The sequence below is a fragment of the Streptomyces sp. MBT65 genome, from assembly GCF_016612545.1.
Taxonomy (GTDB): domain Bacteria; phylum Actinomycetota; class Actinomycetes; order Streptomycetales; family Streptomycetaceae; genus Streptomyces.
On the sequence record NZ_JAENRY010000070.1, the window covers coordinates 1 to 16298 of the forward strand.

Annotated in this window: 15 protein-coding genes and 2 pseudogenes; 6 read left to right on the top strand and 11 right to left on the bottom strand. The window is 70.1% G+C overall.

Annotated elements, in window-relative coordinates; all coding sequences use genetic code 11:
• Positions 1-101: 101 nt before the first annotated feature.
• The 3 genes from fdh to JHN63_RS17970 form a co-directional block, all read right to left on the bottom strand.
• Positions 102-3347: a formate dehydrogenase gene (fdh, locus tag JHN63_RS17960; protein WP_200682083.1), complete on the bottom strand. Its 3246-nt coding sequence runs from the start codon at positions 3345-3347 to the stop codon at positions 102-104.
• Positions 3348-3889: 542 nt separating this feature from the next.
• The gene (locus JHN63_RS17965) at positions 3890-4168 is read right to left on the bottom strand and encodes a GlsB/YeaQ/YmgE family stress response membrane protein (RefSeq protein WP_200682084.1); all 279 of its coding nucleotides are present in this window, start codon (positions 4166-4168) and stop codon (positions 3890-3892) included.
• 293 nt (positions 4169-4461) lie between these two features.
• Positions 4462-4824: a winged helix-turn-helix domain-containing protein gene (locus JHN63_RS17970; RefSeq protein ID WP_200682085.1), complete on the bottom strand. Its 363-nt coding sequence runs from the start codon at positions 4822-4824 to the stop codon at positions 4462-4464.
• 113 nt (positions 4825-4937) lie between these two features.
• On the opposite strand from JHN63_RS17970, the gene JHN63_RS17975 reads away from it, so the two are divergent.
• Entirely contained in the window at positions 4938-5621 is a 684-nt protein-coding gene (locus JHN63_RS17975; protein WP_234477301.1) for an anti-sigma factor antagonist, read from the top strand.
• 231 nt (positions 5622-5852) lie between these two features.
• On the opposite strand, the gene JHN63_RS17980 is transcribed toward JHN63_RS17975, so the two are convergent.
• From JHN63_RS17980 to JHN63_RS17990, 3 genes are all read right to left on the bottom strand, one after another.
• Entirely contained in the window at positions 5853-7469 is a 1617-nt protein-coding gene (locus JHN63_RS17980) for an NAD(P)/FAD-dependent oxidoreductase (RefSeq protein ID WP_200682086.1), read from the bottom strand.
• Positions 7470-7539: 70 nt separating this feature from the next.
• A complete protein-coding gene (locus JHN63_RS17985) occupies positions 7540-8025 on the bottom strand; it encodes an SRPBCC family protein (protein WP_200682087.1) in 486 nt (161 codons plus the stop codon).
• A gap of 823 nt (positions 8026-8848) precedes the next feature.
• Positions 8849-9193, bottom strand: a complete 345-nt coding sequence (locus JHN63_RS17990; RefSeq protein WP_200682088.1) for a hypothetical protein — start codon at positions 9191-9193, stop codon at positions 8849-8851.
• Positions 9194-9498: 305 nt separating this feature from the next.
• On the opposite strand from JHN63_RS17990, the gene JHN63_RS17995 reads away from it, so the two are divergent.
• Complete coding sequence (locus tag JHN63_RS17995) at positions 9499-10683, top strand: glutamate--cysteine ligase (RefSeq protein WP_200682089.1); 1185 nt, start codon at positions 9499-9501, stop codon at positions 10681-10683.
• 211 nt (positions 10684-10894) lie between these two features.
• Here JHN63_RS17995 and JHN63_RS53950 read toward each other — a convergent pair whose 3' ends face one another.
• Together JHN63_RS53950 and JHN63_RS53955 are read right to left on the bottom strand one after the other, a co-directional pair.
• Positions 10895-11023: a hypothetical protein gene (locus JHN63_RS53950; RefSeq protein ID WP_267953774.1), complete on the bottom strand. Its 129-nt coding sequence runs from the start codon at positions 11021-11023 to the stop codon at positions 10895-10897.
• A 613-nt stretch (positions 11024-11636) separates the two neighbouring features.
• A pseudogene (locus JHN63_RS53955) lies at positions 11637-11999 on the bottom strand (hypothetical protein); the annotation flags it as partial.
• Positions 12000-12072: 73 nt separating this feature from the next.
• Between JHN63_RS53955 and JHN63_RS18005 the strand changes: the two are divergent.
• A complete protein-coding gene (locus tag JHN63_RS18005; RefSeq protein ID WP_200682090.1) occupies positions 12073-12420 on the top strand; it encodes a hypothetical protein in 348 nt (115 codons plus the stop codon).
• A 23-nt stretch (positions 12421-12443) separates the two neighbouring features.
• On the top strand, positions 12444-12695 hold the full coding sequence (locus JHN63_RS18010; RefSeq protein WP_200682091.1) for an ANTAR domain-containing protein: 252 nt from the start codon (positions 12444-12446) through the stop codon (positions 12693-12695).
• 323 nt (positions 12696-13018) lie between these two features.
• Here JHN63_RS18010 and JHN63_RS18015 read toward each other — a convergent pair whose 3' ends face one another.
• The 3 genes from JHN63_RS18015 to JHN63_RS18025 form a co-directional block, all read right to left on the bottom strand.
• A complete protein-coding gene (locus JHN63_RS18015; RefSeq protein ID WP_200682092.1) occupies positions 13019-13183 on the bottom strand; it encodes a hypothetical protein in 165 nt (54 codons plus the stop codon).
• Positions 13180-14088: an ANTAR domain-containing protein gene (locus JHN63_RS18020; protein WP_200682093.1), complete on the bottom strand. Its 909-nt coding sequence runs from the start codon at positions 14086-14088 to the stop codon at positions 13180-13182. The genes JHN63_RS18015 and JHN63_RS18020 overlap by 4 nt, the downstream gene beginning before the upstream one ends.
• A 392-nt stretch (positions 14089-14480) precedes the next feature.
• Positions 14481-14795: a WhiB family transcriptional regulator gene (locus tag JHN63_RS18025; protein ID WP_307781911.1), complete on the bottom strand. Its 315-nt coding sequence runs from the start codon at positions 14793-14795 to the stop codon at positions 14481-14483.
• A 329-nt stretch (positions 14796-15124) separates the two neighbouring features.
• Here JHN63_RS18025 and JHN63_RS18030 point away from each other — a divergent pair.
• Together JHN63_RS18030 and JHN63_RS52740 are read left to right on the top strand one after the other, a co-directional pair.
• Positions 15125-15982 (top strand): annotated as a pseudogene (locus tag JHN63_RS18030) (PP2C family protein-serine/threonine phosphatase); the annotation flags it as partial.
• A gap of 15 nt (positions 15983-15997) precedes the next feature.
• Positions 15998-16294, top strand: coding sequence for an ANTAR domain-containing protein (locus JHN63_RS52740; protein WP_307781915.1), 297 nt, complete (start codon positions 15998-16000; stop codon positions 16292-16294).
• Positions 16295-16298: the final 4 nt, after the last annotated feature.

Consider the following 16298-nt stretch of genomic DNA (forward strand, 5'->3'; position numbering starts at 1 on the left):
CACGGAGGTGTCGGTGAAGAAGCCGACGCGGGGCGGGGGTTCGGGGTGCCCGGCGTCGTGTGCGGGGTCGGGCTCCGTGCCGCTCAGAAAGTGACGGTCCGTCATTTCCTTGTGTCCGTTCCGGTGTTGGCGGTGATGCCCGCGCGGCTGCGGTATTCGGCGACCAGTTTCGGCAGGTCCGGTCCGCGCGGTCGGCGGCCCGGGCGGATGTCGGCGGTCAGCGCCTTGTCCTCCTGAATATGGGAGTTGGGGTCGAGGGCGATCGCGACGAGTTCGTTGGCCGCGTCTCCGGTGGCCACGCCGTTGGGCCCCCAGTGGAAGGGCAGGCCGATCCGGTGGACCGTCCGGCCGCGCACGGTCAGCGGGGTGATCCGGGGGGTGACCATGACGCGGGCCTCGATCGCGTTGCGGGCCGTGACGATGGTGGCCCATCCCATGTGCTCCAGGCCGCGTTCGGCGGCCAGCTGGGGTGAGACCTCGCAGAAGAACTCCGGCTGGAGTTCGGAGAGGTACGGCGACCAGCGGCTCATTCCGCCCGCCGTGAAGTGCTCGGTGAGGCGGTGCGTGGTGACGATGTACGGGAAGGTCTCGGCGCCCTTCTCGTCGCCGCTGGGGTGGTACCGGTTGCCCTCCCGGGTCACCAACTGGCGTACGGGTGAGCGGGGTGTGGAGGGGTGGAGGGCGTTGCCGAAGGGCGAGTCCTGCGGTTCGTAGTGGGTCGGGAGGGGGGCGTCCTCCAGTCCCGCCGGGGCGTACAGCCAGCCCTTGCCGTCGGTCTGCATGATGAACGGGTCGTCGCCGCGCAGCGCGTCGGGGCCGGTCGCGTCCTCGTCCGGTACGAAGTCGGGGGCGCGGTCGGGTACGAAGTCCGGGACGTCGTACCCGGTCCACTTCTCCTCGGCCTCGTCCCACCACACGTACGCCTTGCGCTCGCTCCACGGTGTGCCGTCCGGGGCGGCCGACGCCCGGTTGTAGAGGACGCGGCGGTTGGCGGGCCACGCCCAGGCCCACTCGGCGGCCACCCAGTCCTGTTCGCTTCCGGGCCGACGGCGGGCAGCCTGGTTCACGCCGTCCGCGTACACCCCGCAGTAGATCCAGCACCCGCAGCGCGTCGAGCCGTCGTCCTTGAGTTCGGTGTACGCCGAGAGCGGGGCCCCGTCCGGGCCGTGGCCGTTGATCTCGGCGAGCACGGCGGCGGCGATCGGCTCCCGCAGCGGTCCGTCCACCGGGTAGTCCCAGGTCAGATCCTGTACGGGCCGGTCCATCGGGTCGGTCGAGGTGGCCAGCCGCTCCTTGACGCGGCGGCCCAAGTGGTACATGAACCACAGGTCGCTGCGGGCGTCGCCCTCGGGCTCGACGGCCGCGTGGTGCCACTGGAGCCAGCGGTTGGTGTTGGTGAAGGAGCCGTTCTTCTCGGTGTGGGCGGCGGCGGGGAAGAAGAACACTTCGGTGCCGATGTCCTCGGTACGCAGTTCGCCGGTCTCGATCTCCGGGCCGTCCTGCCACCAGGTGGCCGACTCGATGAGGGAGAAGTCGCGGACGACGAGCCACTCCAGGTTGGCCATGCCGAGCCGTTGCAGCCGGGTGTTGGCGGAGCCCACCGCAGGGTTCTCGCCCATCAGGAAGTAGCCCTTGCACACGCCGTCGAGCTGGGCCAGCACCGTGTCGTAGGTGGAGTGGGAGCCGGTCAGGCGCGGCAGGTGGTCGAAGCAGAAGTCGTTGGCGGCGGTGGCCGCGTCGCCGTAGTACGCCTTGAGCAGGCTCACGAAGTAGGCCCGCATGTTGCCCCAGAAGCCCTTGTCGGTGCGGCTGGCGTCGATGAACGCGTCGAGGTTCTCGTGCGCGTGGGCGTGTGGCATGGGGAGGTAGCCGGGCAGCAGGTTGAAGAGGGTGGGGATGTCGCTGGAGCCCTGAATGGAGGCGTGGCCGCGCAGCGCCTGGATGCCGCCGCCGGGGCGGCCGATGTTGCCGAGTAGCAGTTGGAGCACGCTCGCGGCGCGGATGTACTGGGCGCCGACCGAGTGCTGGGTCCAGCCCACCGCGTACACGAATGCGCTGGTGCGCTCGCGGCCCGAGTTCGCGGTCAGGGCCTCGCACACCTGGAGGAACTTCGCACGCGGTACGCCGCAGACCTCCTCCACCAACTCCGGTGTGTAGCGGGCGTAGTGGCGCTTGAGGATCTGGTAGACGCAGCGCGGGTGGCTCAGTGTCTCGTCGCGGGGCGGTCGGCTCGTGGTCTGGGCGCCGCCCGAGCCGTGTGCCTCGGGGCCGCCGGAGCCGTGGACGCGCTCCTCGTACTGTTCGTCGACCTCACCCGTCGGCTGTTGCACCTCGACGCCCTCGTACTGCCAACTGCTCGGGTCGTAGTGGTGCTTGTCCTCGTCCAGTCCGGAGAAGACGCCGCCGAGGTCCTCGGTGTCGCGGAAGTCCTCGTTCACCAGGGTGGCGGCGTTGGTGTAGGCGAGGACGTACTCGCGGAAGTCCTTCTCCTCGGTCAGGACGTGGTTGATGATCGCGCCGAGGAACGCGATGTCGCTGCCGGCGCGGATCGGGACGTGCAGGTCGGCGAGCGCGCTGGTGCGGGTGAAACGTGGGTCGACGTGGATGACCCGGGCGCCGCGCGCCTTCGCCTCCATCACCCACTCGAAGCCGACCGGGTGGGCCTCGGCGAAGTTGGAGCCCTGGATGACGATGCAGTCGGCGTGCTGGAGGTCCTGCATGAAGGTGGTGGCACCGCCCCGGCCGAAGGAGGTACCGAGTCCGGCGACGGTGGAACTGTGGCAGACCCGGGCCTGGTTCTCCACCTGGATGATCCCGAGGCCGGTCAGTAGCTTCTTGATGAGGTAGTTCTCCTCGTTGTCGAGGGTCGCGCCGCCGAGACTGGCGATGCCGAGGGTGCGCGCGGTGCGCAGCCCCTCGGACTCCCACTCCCAGGTCCGCCGCCGCGTCTCGATCACCCGGTCGGCCACCAGGTCCATGGCGGTCTCCAGGTCGAGGGGCTCCCAGTCGGTGGCGTACGGCCGCCGGTACAGCACCTCGTGACGCCTGGCCGAGCCGGTGGTGAGCTGGAGCGTGGCCGAACCCTTGGGACAAAGGCGCCCTCGACTGATGGGGGAGTCCGGGTCGCCCTCGATCTGGACGACCCTGTCGTCCTTGACGTAGACCTGCTGGCCGCAGCCCACCGCACAGTAGGGGCACACCGAACTCACCACCCGGTCGGCGGTGTCCGTGCGCGGCCTGAGGTGTCTGGTGCGCGTCGACATCGCGGCTCGGCCGCGGCCCAGGGGATCGGTTCCGGTGAGCTGACGGAACGCCGGCCAGTCGCTGATCCATGTCCGCACACCCATGGTGTGTCCTTACGTCGCGGGTGGGTGTCGCTTCCAGAGTCGCCCACGGGGAGGGGTACGGCGCGCCAGGCGTCAGGGGGGTGGTTCATCGGGTACGGGATGCCCGAATCGGGGATCCGCGGAGTGTGAGGGTCCACGCGGCCCGTTCCGCATCGCGGGTGTCGTGCCCGGCGACTGTCGGCCGGTCGGGCCTGTTCCTGGGCGTGGGTCCGGCCCTGGGGACGCTGTCGTCGCTGGGACGCTCCGGACGGCGGTCGCTCACGGTGCCTTCCCTCTCACGGCAGGGTGTGGTCGCGCGTCCGAGTACCCAGCGGTCGGAGTCCCACTCGGGGCCAGTGGGGCGAGCCGGTTTCTGCCGATGTTCATGGCGTCGGCGTACGACGGGGTTGCGGTACGGCGACTGGCCGGTTCGCGTGGGGCGTGGCCGGAGTCCTGTACGCGGTTGGGGGCGGCCCCCGTCGGAGCCCCGGGCATGCCGACGGCTCCCGTCCTGTGAGTCAGGAGGGAGCCGTTCAGCTGGTGTTGGCGTGTGCCTTCGTCGGTCAGGCGTGCCGGTGCGAGTGCCGGTTGCCGGTGACCACGCGGTAGAGGAGCAGCAGGATGAGGGAGCCCACGATCGCGGCGATCCAGGTGGAGAGGTCGAAGAACCCGTCGATGGAGTCGACGCCGAAGATCACCTTGCCGAGCCAGCCGCCGAGGAGACCGCCGACGATGCCGATGAGCATGGTGACGATGATGCCGCCGGGGTCCTTGCCCGGCATCAGGAGCTTGGCGATGGCTCCGGCGAGCAGGCCGATGACGATCCACGCGATGATGCCCATGGTGTGTGTCTCCGCTTCCTCGGACAAAAGTTGTGTCAGCCCTTCGTGTGCACCGACCGAGGCCGAACAAACGTCCAATCCGGATCGCGACCCTGCCGGTTGGTGATGTGATCGGCAGGGGTGACGCCTTTGCCTATGGGACTGCCGGGTCTCCGGAGCTTGCGTTCACGCAGGCGTGATGACCGCGACGGCGGAGGTAAGAATGCGGCCGGCCACCGCCTACTTCGCGCCCGACGCGTACACCGACAAGCGGGTGTGCCCACGGGCGGGCCGGCGCTGCCACGAGGAGCGCGTCACGGTGTTGTGCCGGGCCGGTGCTCTTCGTCCGTGTCAGGGCGGGAAGCGACCGGGCGGGCGCCGTCGTGCTGGGCCAGGACGGCCAGCAGATCGGCGACGGAGGCCGGGGCGTCGGCGGGATGACGCAGCGCCGTGGCGGAGGCGATGCGGTAGACGTTCGAGCGGCCTTCCCGGACGTGGGTGAGATACCCGCCGTCTTCCAGGTCGGCGATGATCTTCTGAACGGCTCGCTCGGTCAGCTGGCAGCGCACCGCGATGTCGCGGACGCGGGTGGTGTGGTCTGCGGCGATGGCTGCCAGGACGCGGGAGTGGTTGGTCAGGAACGTCCAGCCCGGACGTGGTTCAGCGGCTCGGTCCATGGTCTGACTATAGGGCGGGTGTTTCGCGTATTCAAAAGGGTGAATCAGTTTTCGTGTATTGGTTGACGTGAATGGGAGGTGGGGTGAAAGTGGAGCCGTAAGGAGTCGTCGACATGTTCCAGGAGCCTCCGATGTCCTGCCACGCGGCTCTACGTCCGGCCGAGGGAACCTGCACCGAGTGCGGCAGCACGATCCCGCCCTCGACACCAGCGTCCGCAACGGTGGATGTCGGCGTGGTCGGCGGTCGGCTCGTGGCGACCGTGAGCGGCGCACTGGACCTGGACAGCGCGCACATGCTGCGGCACCGACTGGGCGATGCGCTTCGCGACGCGGACGACGGGCTGGAACTGGATCTCACGGGTGTCGATTTCTGCGACTGCTCCGCCCTCAACGTCCTGTTGCTCGTGCGCAAGAACGCCCGGGAGACCTCGAAGAACCTCGTCCTGCGCGCGAGCAGCCCCGCCGTGCAACGCCTGCTGGAGCTGACCGGCGCGGCCCCTCTCTTCCCCGCCACATCACCCGACGACGGCCTTGCCTCGAAGAACGCGCACCTGCACCGGGCGCTGGAGACCCGCGGCACGATCGACGCGGCCTGCGGCATGCTCACGGCCTTCTTCGGCCTCACCCGTGGGCAGGCATGGCAGGTGCTCGTGACCGTCTCGCAGCACAGCAACACCAAGCTGCACCTGATCGCTGACGCGCTCCTGCACAGCACGGCCGACCGGCCGCTGTCCGAGTCCCTTGCCGCTCATCTGGCAACAGCCGTGCAGGCACACGGCACCCGGGACGCCGGATGACGGCACGCCGGCGTGTCGCCCTGAGTCTCGGTGACCCTCCGGCGGCCGGGGCCGACGGGGCTCGGGAGTGTCGAGCTGAGACAGCGGGGACCGCCGCCACCGAGCGTCCGCGCGCTCGGATCGCCGACGTTCCGACGGCATCAGGCGTTCACCCCCGAACTGAGCCATGCCTTGGGCGGCCGACTGTTGTGATCGCTTTCGGCAATGGGCCGCAGGCGGTAACGCGGACCGTCAGCGCTGCCCTTTGCGGTCGCGGTGGGTCAGCCGGCTCTGGAGGTGGGCGAGAGCGCCGGTGCGTTGCCGGTGGAGGGCGGCGCGTGCGGCGTTGGCTCCGGGGGCGCCGTGGACGCCGCCGCCCGGGTGCGCCGAGGCGGACGCGAGGTAGAGGCCGGGCACGGGCGTCTCGGGGCGGCCGGTGCCGGGGGTGGGGCGGAAGACCAGCTGCTGGTGCAGGGCGGTGGTGCCGCCGTTGATGGCGCCGCCGTGGAGGTTGGCGTTCATGCTCTCCAGCGTGGGTGGGGCGAGGATACGCCGGGCTCTGATGAGGCCGCGGAAGCCGGGCGCGTAGCGTTCGACCTGTGTTTCGACACGGTCTGCCATGGCTTCCTGTTCCCGGGTATCCCAGGAGCCGGTCAGCTTGTCGTCCCCCGCGTCGCCCCGCACGTGGTGCGGTACGTGTGTGTAGGCCCAGGCAGACTCGGTGCCCCGGGGTGAGCGGCTGGGGTCGGCTGTGGTCATCTGGCCGAAGAGGGCGAAGGGTTCGTCGGGGACACGGCCCATGGCGATCTGCGCGGCGAAGCGGGTGAGGGCGTCGACGCCTTCCGCGAGGTGGACGGTCCCTGCCTGTGCGGCCTCCGGGGAGGTCCAGGGCACCGGGCCGTTCAGCGCCCAGTCGACCTTGAACGTGGCGAAGTCCCACTGGAAGCGTTTCAGGTCGGTGAGCAGTCGCCCGGGGAGGTGTTGCTCCGCGACCAGGGAGCTGTAGAGCGCGGGTGCGGACACGTCGGCCAGGACGGCCCTGCGGGCGACCACTGCTTCGCCGCCCGCGGTGCGGACGCCGACGGCCCGGCCGCCTCGGACAACGACCTCGGTGACCCGTTCCCCGCAACGGACCGTTCCACCGAGGCGGGCCAAGCGGCGGACGAGGGCGGCGGTGAGCGCTCCGGCGCCGCCGGTGGGCACGGGAAAGCCGTAGGTCTGGCCGAGCATGGACATGAGCCAGCCGAAGCCGCCGCTGCCCGCCGCCTCCGGTGCGAGATCCGCGTGCAGGGCGTTGCCCGCGAGCAGAAGCCTGCCGCCCTCCCCGCGGAACTCCTCCTCGCCCAGACGCCGCACCGGCAGCAGCATCGTCCTGGCCAGCCGCAAGCCGCCTGCCGCCCGCAGCCGCAGCGTCAGCCGGGCCCCGGCGCGGACCGGGGGGAACGGTGTGAACAGGGCGTCGAGGATGCCGGGCCGCAGTGTCTCCCAGACGTCCCGCAGCTCCTTCCACGCGGCTCCGTCTCCGGGGGCGAACGCCTCCAGGCTCGCGGCCGTCTCCTCCAGGTCCCGGCTGAGGACCGCGCAGCGGCCGTCCCGCAACGGGTGGGCCAGGACCTTCGGAGCGTGGCTCCAGCTCAGCCCCTCCAGCTCCAGACGCAGGCCGGCCAGGACCGGGGAGGCGGCGGCGAGGGGATAGAAGGCGCTGAAGAGGTCGCTGGCGAAGTCGGGGTCGATCCCTCGGTCGTGGCGGACCGCGCCTCCGGGCTCGTCCTGGGCCTCCAGGACCTCCACGCTCCAGCCCGCGTCGGCCAGGAGGTTCGCGGCGACCAGCCCGTTGGGCCCGGCCCCGATCACTACTGCGTCCGGCATGACGTGCTCCCCGCTCGGTGGGTGGCGCCGCGCTCGGTGGCGCGGCCTTTCTCCCGGTCTCGGTGCCGGTTCAGGCCGTGCGCGGTCGCGATCGCGATCGCTCGGAAGTCGTGCGAGACGTGCCTTCGTCGTCCTCGCACAGCCGGGCGAGACGGGCCAGCATCGCGCGGCTCCGCACCTGCTGCACCGCGTCCAGCAGAGGATTGTGCAGGGCGCCCCCAGCGCCGCGCAGCGGATGCTCGTCGAGGATGATCAGGGTCTGCTCGCCCCAGGGGCGCAGTTCCATCGCGATCCTCGCGGTCCCCAACGGCCCGCTGTGCGCCTCCAGTTCGAGGACGGCGGGCGGTTCGCTGCGGCGTACGACGGTCTGGTTGTGCAGGGTGAGCGGCCCGATTTTGATCTCGTAGCGGAGGGCCGCGCCCACCTCGGGCCATCGTCCTTCGTCCAGCTCGGCCCGTGAGGTACCGACGACCCAGTCCCCGTACCGCTCGGCGTCGGACAGGATCGTCCAGACGTCCTCGGGAGACTTCTTGATCAAACGGTGTCGTACGGCCATGGGTTCCTCCGCCGTTCGAAATGTCGCGTCCGCCGCCACGAGTTCCCAGGCCGGGCCCGGCTACACACTCCCCGGCCGGTGGCGGCGAGCCTGTGCACGCACAGCCCGGCCTGGACCCCCAGGACCGCTGCCCGGCCCTTGGAGCGGTGCTCCGGTCGCCGACCGGAGCACCACGAGGAAGTCCGGACCCGGCACGAAGTAGGCCACCGGCACCACACCGAGGAACCCGACGAGGTCGACCGACACCCGTACTCCGTTCATCAGCCCCGTTGCCGTTGGGCCACCGGGGGGTTCGTCCAACAGTTGGAGCGCTTGGAGCTGGGGCGTCGGATCGGATGTCAGGCCATGAAGGGCCCTGCCGGCCCCGGTGACGGGCCGGTTCTTCGATCTGGTCCTTGCCCGAGCCTCCGTACGTGCCGGCCCCCGACACCGTGCCCCCGCCGGGGCGCGGCACGGGCCTGGGACGTGGGGTGCGACGGCCATCTCGTACCGGACGGATCCGCCAGGACGCACCCGGACGCCTGAGGCCCGGTGAAGTGCTGCTCCTGGTCCAGTCCGAACCACTGTCGCGAACGGCACGCCGAACCAACGCGCCGACAACGCCGCGAGCGGGTCGAACGCGCAGCGTGGTGAGACCGAGGATCGTGGGGATGGCCGGATACAAGGAGGCCAGGACAGCAGTGATGGCCGTCGTCTGCTGCCGCTGGACTGTCGGCAGGTGGAGGGACGAGACCGAGCGCTGCTCCTGCACCGATCCCTAAGGCCTGGGCCACCAGTGGCCAAGGCTGCTGGATCTGACGCGAGTGCCGCGCGGTACTGGGTGTCAGAAGAACGACGGCCGCCAGACGTCCGGCAGCCACGAGCCACGAGCCACGAGCCACGAGCCACGAGCCACGAGCCACGAGCCACGAGCCACGAGCTGCGGACCGCTGACCGAGTCTGCCTGCGTGAGTCCGATGTAGTGCACGGCGATCCCCGGGCCGGCGAGCCCATCCGCGGGCACCTGCGCGCCTGCCGCGCGGCTCTTTCGCCGAGCGCCTGCTCCGGAGGCGAGCCACAGCGTGGACAGAGCGACGCCGAGGCTCAGCCAAGCCGGCGCCGTGGGTCGGTCGCCCAGAATCCACATACCGCGCAGGACGGACAGTGCGGCCTCGGTGACAGCACTCATGGGGACCACGACGTTTGTCGCCCCACGGCCCAGGCCACGGTTGACGAAACGCATGCCCACGCCGCTCCCCCCTGAGAGCGCACCGATGCCAACGCGTGGAGACCACCCATGAGCGCTGCGTACCTGACGGGTCGGCCGACACCCCTGTGGCATCGACCCCGGGGCGTACGAGCGTTGGGCCTGGTGTGCATTCGGTGCCTACTTCGCGATCTCCTGGGCACTCGGAGTTGCACACGCAGTTCGCCCGGTAGGCCAACTCCCTGAGCAGGCCAGACGCTTGGGCCACACCTTAGGGGGTGACGTACATGCGGATCGGAGTGGAGGAGGAGTTCCACGTCCTGGAGGTGGAAAGCGGACTGCTGGTACCGAGGGCGAACTCGATTCTGAGACGGTTGCCCCGCCGGAACTTCACCACGGAGCTGCATCAGTCCACCGTGGAGTCGAACAGCGGAGTGCACGCATCCCTCCAGGACCTGTACACAGATCTGATCGCGACCAGACAGCGCCTCGACACCGCCGGCGCTTCACTGGGACTCGCCGTGATGGCAGCGGGTACGGCGCCGCTGGCACCGGCCGCCTCGGGGCGGCCGACGGCCGACGCGCGGTACCAGGAGATAGTCGAGGAGTACGGCAGGGTGGCCGAGGAGCAACTCATCTGCGGCACCCAGGTACATGTGGACGTACCCGACCGCGACACGGCGGTCCGGGTCATGTGCGCCGTAGCCCCCTATCTGCCCGTGCTCCTGGCGATGTCGGCCAGCTCGCCCTTCTGGCACGGGTCCGACACCGGCTACGCCAGCTGGCGGACGCTGATGTGGCAGCGCTGGCCCACCGCGGGACCGGTCGGCTGCTTCGCGAGCGGAGCGGACTATGACGCCTTTCTCCAGGAGCTTGTCCAGTCCGGGGTGATTACCGACGCGGGGATGATCTACTACGATGTCCGTCCGTCCGCCCACCTGCCAACGCTGGAACTACGCATCTGTGACGCGTGCCCGCGTGTCGAAACCGTCGTCCTCATCGCCGGACTGTTCCGCGCGATGGTGACCGACGCACGCGAACGGCTGCGCACCGGCACCACGCCAGAGTGCCGGAGCAGGCACGACTGGCTGCGGGGCGCTTCGTGGAAGGCCGCCCGCTCCGGCCTCGAAGGAGCCTTGGTCGATCCCGAGTCCCGTCAGGAAACACCGGCACCAACGGTTGTCCGGCAGTTGCTCGCCCGACTGCGTCCCGCACTGGAGGCTCACGGCGACTGGCAGACCGTGAGCACACTGACCGATGAGATCCTCACCGACGGAAGCGCCGCGCGGCAGATGCGCCGCAAGGCCCAGGAGGAAGACCTGCGGGCCTGCTGCGACACTCTCGTCGCCGAGACCCGTGGCGACCGCCACCACCGCGAGCAGCCGTCTGCCGGCCGTACGAGCGCCGGTGTCGCGGGCACCGTCGCGGCGGACCCGTCCCAGAGTTCCAGCGCACCGGCCACCGGTCTCTGACACGCCCACGCAGACGAGATCGCAAGGCCGCCCGTGGGCCCGACGGACGAGGCAACGCCTCGCGGTATCCGTTCCCGCTTGCCTGCTCGGCAAAGACCTCCTCATGTACGGCAGCACCGCCCGGGGCCGCGCTTGAGACGACTGGCCCGCGCCGGCAGGTCCCGATTCGGAAGGCCTCTGGGCAGGGCACCGCGGCTCTGCTCCACGTGCGTCAGCGGGTGCGCACGGTGTGGCTCACGGTGAAGGCGAGATGACCCTCGCCCCGGCCTTCGCGGGCCAGGACGGTAGCGAAGGGTGAAGGTGGTGGCATGACCGGCTCGGCGCTCCTGGTCATCGACATGAGCAAAACACCTATGACCGCGCGGACGCCGAGCTCCTGCTGCCCACCCCGAGGCGGCGCTGCCGGGGATCGTGTCGTCGCTCGACCGCGCCCGCGCGGCCGGGACTCCGGTGATCTACGCCAACGACAACTGGGGGCAGTGACGCTCCCGCAACCGTGAGCTGCTCGACGAGGCGCCGGCGACGCCGCACGGCGCCCTCGTGGAGGTGCTGCGTCCGGACGCGGTGTCCTGTTCGTCGTCAAGGCAGACACTCCAGCTTCTACGAGACGCCCCTGATGTACCTGCTGGCGGAACTCCGCATGTACCGGGTGGTTCTGACCGGCCAGGCGACCGAACAGGGCGTTCGACGCGCACATCCGGAGTCACGGCGCGACCGCGTCGACGGACGCCGTGGCCGCCGTCTACCCGGGCGCCGTGGTCTCGGTGTCCAGCCGTCCGTCGCGATGACCGTGTGCATGCCGGAAACCGAATCGCCGACCGCGTGAGGGCGGGAACCCACGCGGACGCGACATTCGGCCTGCCGTAACGGATCGGCGGCAGGACCACGCTGACCCCGATCGGGCTCGCGTCTTCACGCATCCGTGTTACGGCGTCGGATGGGCGCTACGTGTGTCAGCCGTCGTGTCGAGGGGCACCCGTGGGCGGCAGTCGAGAACAGACCGGCTGCCAGAGTGCTGATCGCTTCGTGCGTGGCGCTGTCCCTCCGACAGATCGGAACCCAGTGAGCGCGACGAAGAACCCGGTGGCAGCCGCCGTCGAAAAGGTCCAGGAAGCTGTTCGGTCCGGTAACGAGATTCCGGCCACCACCGACTTGTGGGCGTCGCGTCCGGCGAGGGGCCGACAGCCCGGGCCGGTCACCGCCGGCATGGCGGCCTTCACCGACAGGGAGCTGCCGCAGGTGGAGAAGAACGTGTGGTCCGCGTACACAGCGTCGGCCATCAGACTCTCGGTCCGCTCCAGTACCCGGCCACGGGTGCTCGGGCGCACCATGGACATGCATCATGAATGAAGGAGCACGCATCTGCCAGGACAACGCCGGGAAGCGGACATGAACCGCGAGCGAGAGGTCGTCAAGGCGTTCGTCGAGCTTGCGGACACCTACGCGCCTGATTTCGACCCGCTGCACCTCTTCGACCGCCTGGTGCAGAGCTGCCGGCAGTTGCTTGACGTGGACGCCGTGGCGGTGATGATCGCCGACGCGCGCGGCACGTTGAAGACGATGGCCGCCACCGACGACGAAGCCGCGTTCATCGAGCTGATGCAGATGCAGACCGGACGCGGCCCCTGCACACCGTGCCGGTACGTCTGCACGAACGCTCCATGGGTGCGGTCACCCTCCTCAACGCCGGCACCGGAGAACTGCCCGGCAACGACCTGCCCCTCGCCCAGGCACTGAGCGACACGGCTGCGCTGTAGCTGATGCGCTGGCCCACTGAGCCGCGCAGCGACGATGTCATTACGCGCGTGCAGAGCGCCATCGCGGCCAAGACCACCCTGGAGACCGCCAAGGGCATGATCGCCGCCTACCATGATGCCTCCGTCAGCCAGGCCGGACGGCTCCTGGCCGACTATGCCGCCGGCCACCGGGTCAGCCTCGCCGACACCGCCTTCGCCCTGGTCCGACGCATCATGGACCCGTCCCGCATCCTCGACGCGAACGCCACTGCCTGAACACCGGCGACGATCCCGATCACGCACCGCAGCATTCCGGGACCGGCATTTCGCATGCCCGGGCCGGGCGGTGCGCCGAGGGTGCGGCGTGACACCGAAGCGGAAACAGGCTCCCGCACCACGCTTGGTTCTCCGTCACGTCCTCTGCCGTGGTCACCCGGCGCGGGCCTGCCCAACTACCCAGCAGGGGGCGACGTCCGGACGCCGCGGTGCTGGTGCAGGTATTCGAGCGCGTCCAGTACGACGGTGCGTCGGTACCAGGACCGCCAGGCCGCGGTCTCGGATGCCAGGGCGCTGAGGGCGTGTTGCTGTTCGTCGGTCAGCTATGTTCCGGGATTGGTCCAGTGCAGGGTCAGGGTGCCGGTGCACCGGCCGTCGCTTGTGGTCAGCGGGATGCAGACGAGTGCGCGGCTGTCGGCCGCGAGGAGGGCGCGGCCGGCGGGGTGGAGCAGGAGATCGGGGTCGATCGCGACGTCGGGGACGGTCACGCGCTCGCGTTTTCGCTGCGCGCGGGCGCACACGTAAGGGGCCCGGTGACAAGGGTGGCCTGATCCCGGTACGCGGAGTCGAGCGCCAGTTGCTGTTCGAGTACGAGTGCGTCGTTCTGCGCAGGGTCGGTCAGGTGCAGTTCGGCGGCTTTCGCGTCTGAGAGGATGTTCGCCGCCTCGTGGAGGGCCGTGGCGAGGACCTGGCGCCGGTCGTGGGCGTCGATGCCGTACCTCTGCAGGAAACCCGTGGCCGGGGGCGACATATGGGTGGAGCGTCCGGTGAACCAGCGGGCGTCGGACTGGGGTGGCGGAGCGCTGACGACGGCGGAGGCGAGGACACCCAACGGTACGTTGTGGGGCTGGGAAGCCTCCCGCAGCAGGGTGAACGAGGCATCGGGGCCGGGCAGTCCGTACCGGGCGAGGAGGATGCCCTGGGCGACGCCGATCAGGGTCCTGGTCCGGGCCCTGGCCCGTAGACCGAATACCTCGTCCCTCAGGCCGTCGGTCTCGTGGGAGTGTCGGGCCGCACGTTGTGCGGTCGTGTCGGAGACGGCGTCGGGCAGGGCGGCCAGCGCGTCGGCGAGGGTGTCATGAAGGCGGACGCCGGGAAGCTTCCGGTGCTCCAGCACCGCTCGGACGGCGGGGCCCGCGCCGACGACGAGCACGGGGGAGTGCGCCAGGTGGTCGGTGGCGTGACGGAGGGTCTGGCAGGCCGCGATGCTCAAGGACTGCACGTCGGCCAGGTCGAGAACGAGCTGTTGCTCGTGACGGCCGACCTCATCGAGGTACTGCCGCAGTTCCCGCTCCAGTCCAGGGCAGGTGTCGGGGCCGAGCGCGCCCGACAGGCACACGACCCTCGTGAGGCCGGTGGCCGTCCGTACCGTCAGGGGCGGGTGGCTCGTCATCCTGTTATCACTCCAGCAACCGGGCGCCGTCATCGGCGGACCTGCACCAGCCGCGGACCGGCGACCGGGACGGCCGTTGCCTGACCGCGCACCCCCCACCTTCCCTGATGCCGGGCATATGCAACGAAGCTGTCGGCGCTGCCGCGACAGGTGTCGGTGTGCGGCGGGCCCGCGTCGGCGCTCGATGCCAGCGCTGGGAAGGGCGCCGGGCTGACATCCGCGGGCCCCGGATGCCGACCTCGTTGCGTGTCATGCCCCTCGCCGTGACGAACTCCAAGGAGACCGCGTCGCCCTGTCCTGGATCACCGAGTGGCCCCGACGGACGTGGGGGAGGAACCCATCCCCTACCGGAACCAACCATTCCTCGCGGCGGGTTGCCCGCCTCAAGGTGTTCATTCGTGCGCGTCCACCAGGATGGCCGTCCGACGCAGTTCAGCGCGCTCTCGCTCGCTCGTTCCGCCCCACGCGCCGTGGGCCTGGCCGCCGTCGATCGCCCAGTCCAGACATTGGCGGGTCACAGGGCAGACGGAGCAGACGCGCTTGGCGGCAACCTTTTGCCGTAGTGCCGGTCCTGCGGAACTAAGGGGAAAGAACAACTCCGGGTCTTCATGAGCGCAGGCAGCCCTCCGAGCCCATTCCATGAACACCTCCTCAACGACCTGTCCCGAATTCGATCCGCCCATCCGGATCTCGACTCGGATGCCCATACTGATCGGACGGAAACGGAAGCACCGGCAGAAAGGCCAACGGCGCGATGGACAGGGCCTGTTGGAGTTCAGCCCTCGTCGGTCTGTGCCTCCGGCGCTGCTGGCGGAGCCCGGGGCAGGGTGGACACGGGTGCGGCCGAGCTACCGGTCGGCGTCGCTGTCCCGGACGGGTCCCGCCGGGAGCGGCGCCATCGGCGAGTGGTCCCCCGTCCTTCACGACATCAGCGGAACCCATCAACCTGTCGTCCTACCGTCGGGCCGACCGGCCCGCAGGGACCTGGCGACACGCGCAGCAGGGGTTCCACACGGCGTGGGCGTGCTGAGGGAACGGTGACACCATCGGTGTCCTGGAGCTGTTCCTCACCCACGTCACCGAAGAGATGCTGGAGCAGGTGGAGGAGGCGGCGCACGCGCTGGCGTACATCATCGTCACCGACCGCCGCTTCACCGACCTCTATCACTGGGGCAACCGCACCACTGCGGTGAGTCTGGCCGCGGAGATCCAGCGCCAGCTCCTGCCCTCGGCCGCCGCTTGCGAAGCCCCCGAGTTCACCCTCGCCGGCGCTCTGGTCCCGGCCTCCGACATCGCCGGTGACACCTACGACTACAGCCTCGACCAGGAAACCCTGCACCTGTCCGTCACCGATGCGATGGGCCACGACGTCAGCGCCTCGCTCATGGCGACTCTCCTGGTCAACGCCTCCCGGGGCGCTCGCCGCGCCGGAGCGGACCTCGCCGAACAGGCCCGCCAGACCCACCAGGCCCTCCTCGACCACGGACGGCGTACCTTCGCCACCGGCCAGTTGCTGCGCATCGCCCTGGACGGGAGCGGTGCCAAGCTCGTCAACGCCGGCCACCCCTGGCCGCTGCGGCTGCGCGAGGGCACGGTCGAGGTCCTGCCGCTGACCGTGAACCTGCCTTTCGGCATCGCCAGGCAGGGCGCTTACCAGGTGCAGGACCTCGACCTGCGCCCCGGCGACCGCCTCCTCCTCTATACCGACGGCATGCAGGAACGCGAAGCCGAAGCAGTCGACCTGCCCGGACTCCTGCGTGCCACTGCGGCCGAGCATCCACGTGAGGCCGTGCGAACACTGGTCGCCGCGGTCGCCGACGCCTACGACGGACGGCCGCCGAAAGACGACGCCACCGTCCTGTGCCTGGACTGGCACGGCCCCCGAGACGCAGCCCCGCGCGACTCCACCGTGCTCAGGGAGAACCGGCAGAAGGCGCCCGGAGAAGAGTTCTCACACGCACTCGTCTCCCACACGTCGGTCGAGCAGGCCATCGGTGTTCTCCTCGCGGTGCACGGCATTTCGCCGTCCGCCGGATTCGAGGTGCTGCGCGAAGTCGCCCAGCGAACCGACATCCAGGTGCACTCGGTCGCGGAAACCCTGACGGCCTGGGCGCTGGGCCGGCCGCTGCCGGAGCCGGTGGGCCACGAGCTGACCGCGGCAGTACAAAGGCGCACCCGCGGAGACACCACGGACCGTCCCGGCTAGGGAA

Coding starts and splice junctions, on each gene's coding strand:
- fdh (WP_200682083.1), bottom strand. CDS start 3,347: ATGGGTGTGCGGACATGGATCAGCGACTGGCCGGCGTTCCGTCAGCTC.
- JHN63_RS17965 (WP_200682084.1), bottom strand. CDS start 4,168: ATGGGCATCATCGCGTGGATCGTCATCGGCCTGCTCGCCGGAGCCATC.
- JHN63_RS17970 (WP_200682085.1), bottom strand. CDS start 4,824: ATGGACCGAGCCGCTGAACCACGTCCGGGCTGGACGTTCCTGACCAAC.
- JHN63_RS17975 (WP_234477301.1), top strand. CDS start 4,938: ATGTTCCAGGAGCCTCCGATGTCCTGCCACGCGGCTCTACGTCCGGCC.
- JHN63_RS17980 (WP_200682086.1), bottom strand. CDS start 7,469: ATGCCGGACGCAGTAGTGATCGGGGCCGGGCCCAACGGGCTGGTCGCC.
- JHN63_RS17985 (WP_200682087.1), bottom strand. CDS start 8,025: ATGGCCGTACGACACCGTTTGATCAAGAAGTCTCCCGAGGACGTCTGG.
- JHN63_RS17990 (WP_200682088.1), bottom strand. CDS start 9,193: ATGAGTGCTGTCACCGAGGCCGCACTGTCCGTCCTGCGCGGTATGTGG.
- JHN63_RS17995 (WP_200682089.1), top strand. CDS start 9,499: ATGCGGATCGGAGTGGAGGAGGAGTTCCACGTCCTGGAGGTGGAAAGC.
- JHN63_RS53950 (WP_267953774.1), bottom strand. CDS start 11,023: ATGTCGATGACCAGGAGCGCCGAGCCGGTCATGCCACCACCTTCACCC.
- JHN63_RS18005 (WP_200682090.1), top strand. CDS start 12,073: ATGAACCGCGAGCGAGAGGTCGTCAAGGCGTTCGTCGAGCTTGCGGAC.
- JHN63_RS18010 (WP_200682091.1), top strand. CDS start 12,444: ATGCGCTGGCCCACTGAGCCGCGCAGCGACGATGTCATTACGCGCGTG.
- JHN63_RS18020 (WP_200682093.1), bottom strand. CDS start 14,088: ATGACGAGCCACCCGCCCCTGACGGTACGGACGGCCACCGGCCTCACG.
- JHN63_RS18025 (WP_307781911.1), bottom strand. CDS start 14,795: ATGGGCATCCGAGTCGAGATCCGGATGGGCGGATCGAATTCGGGACAG.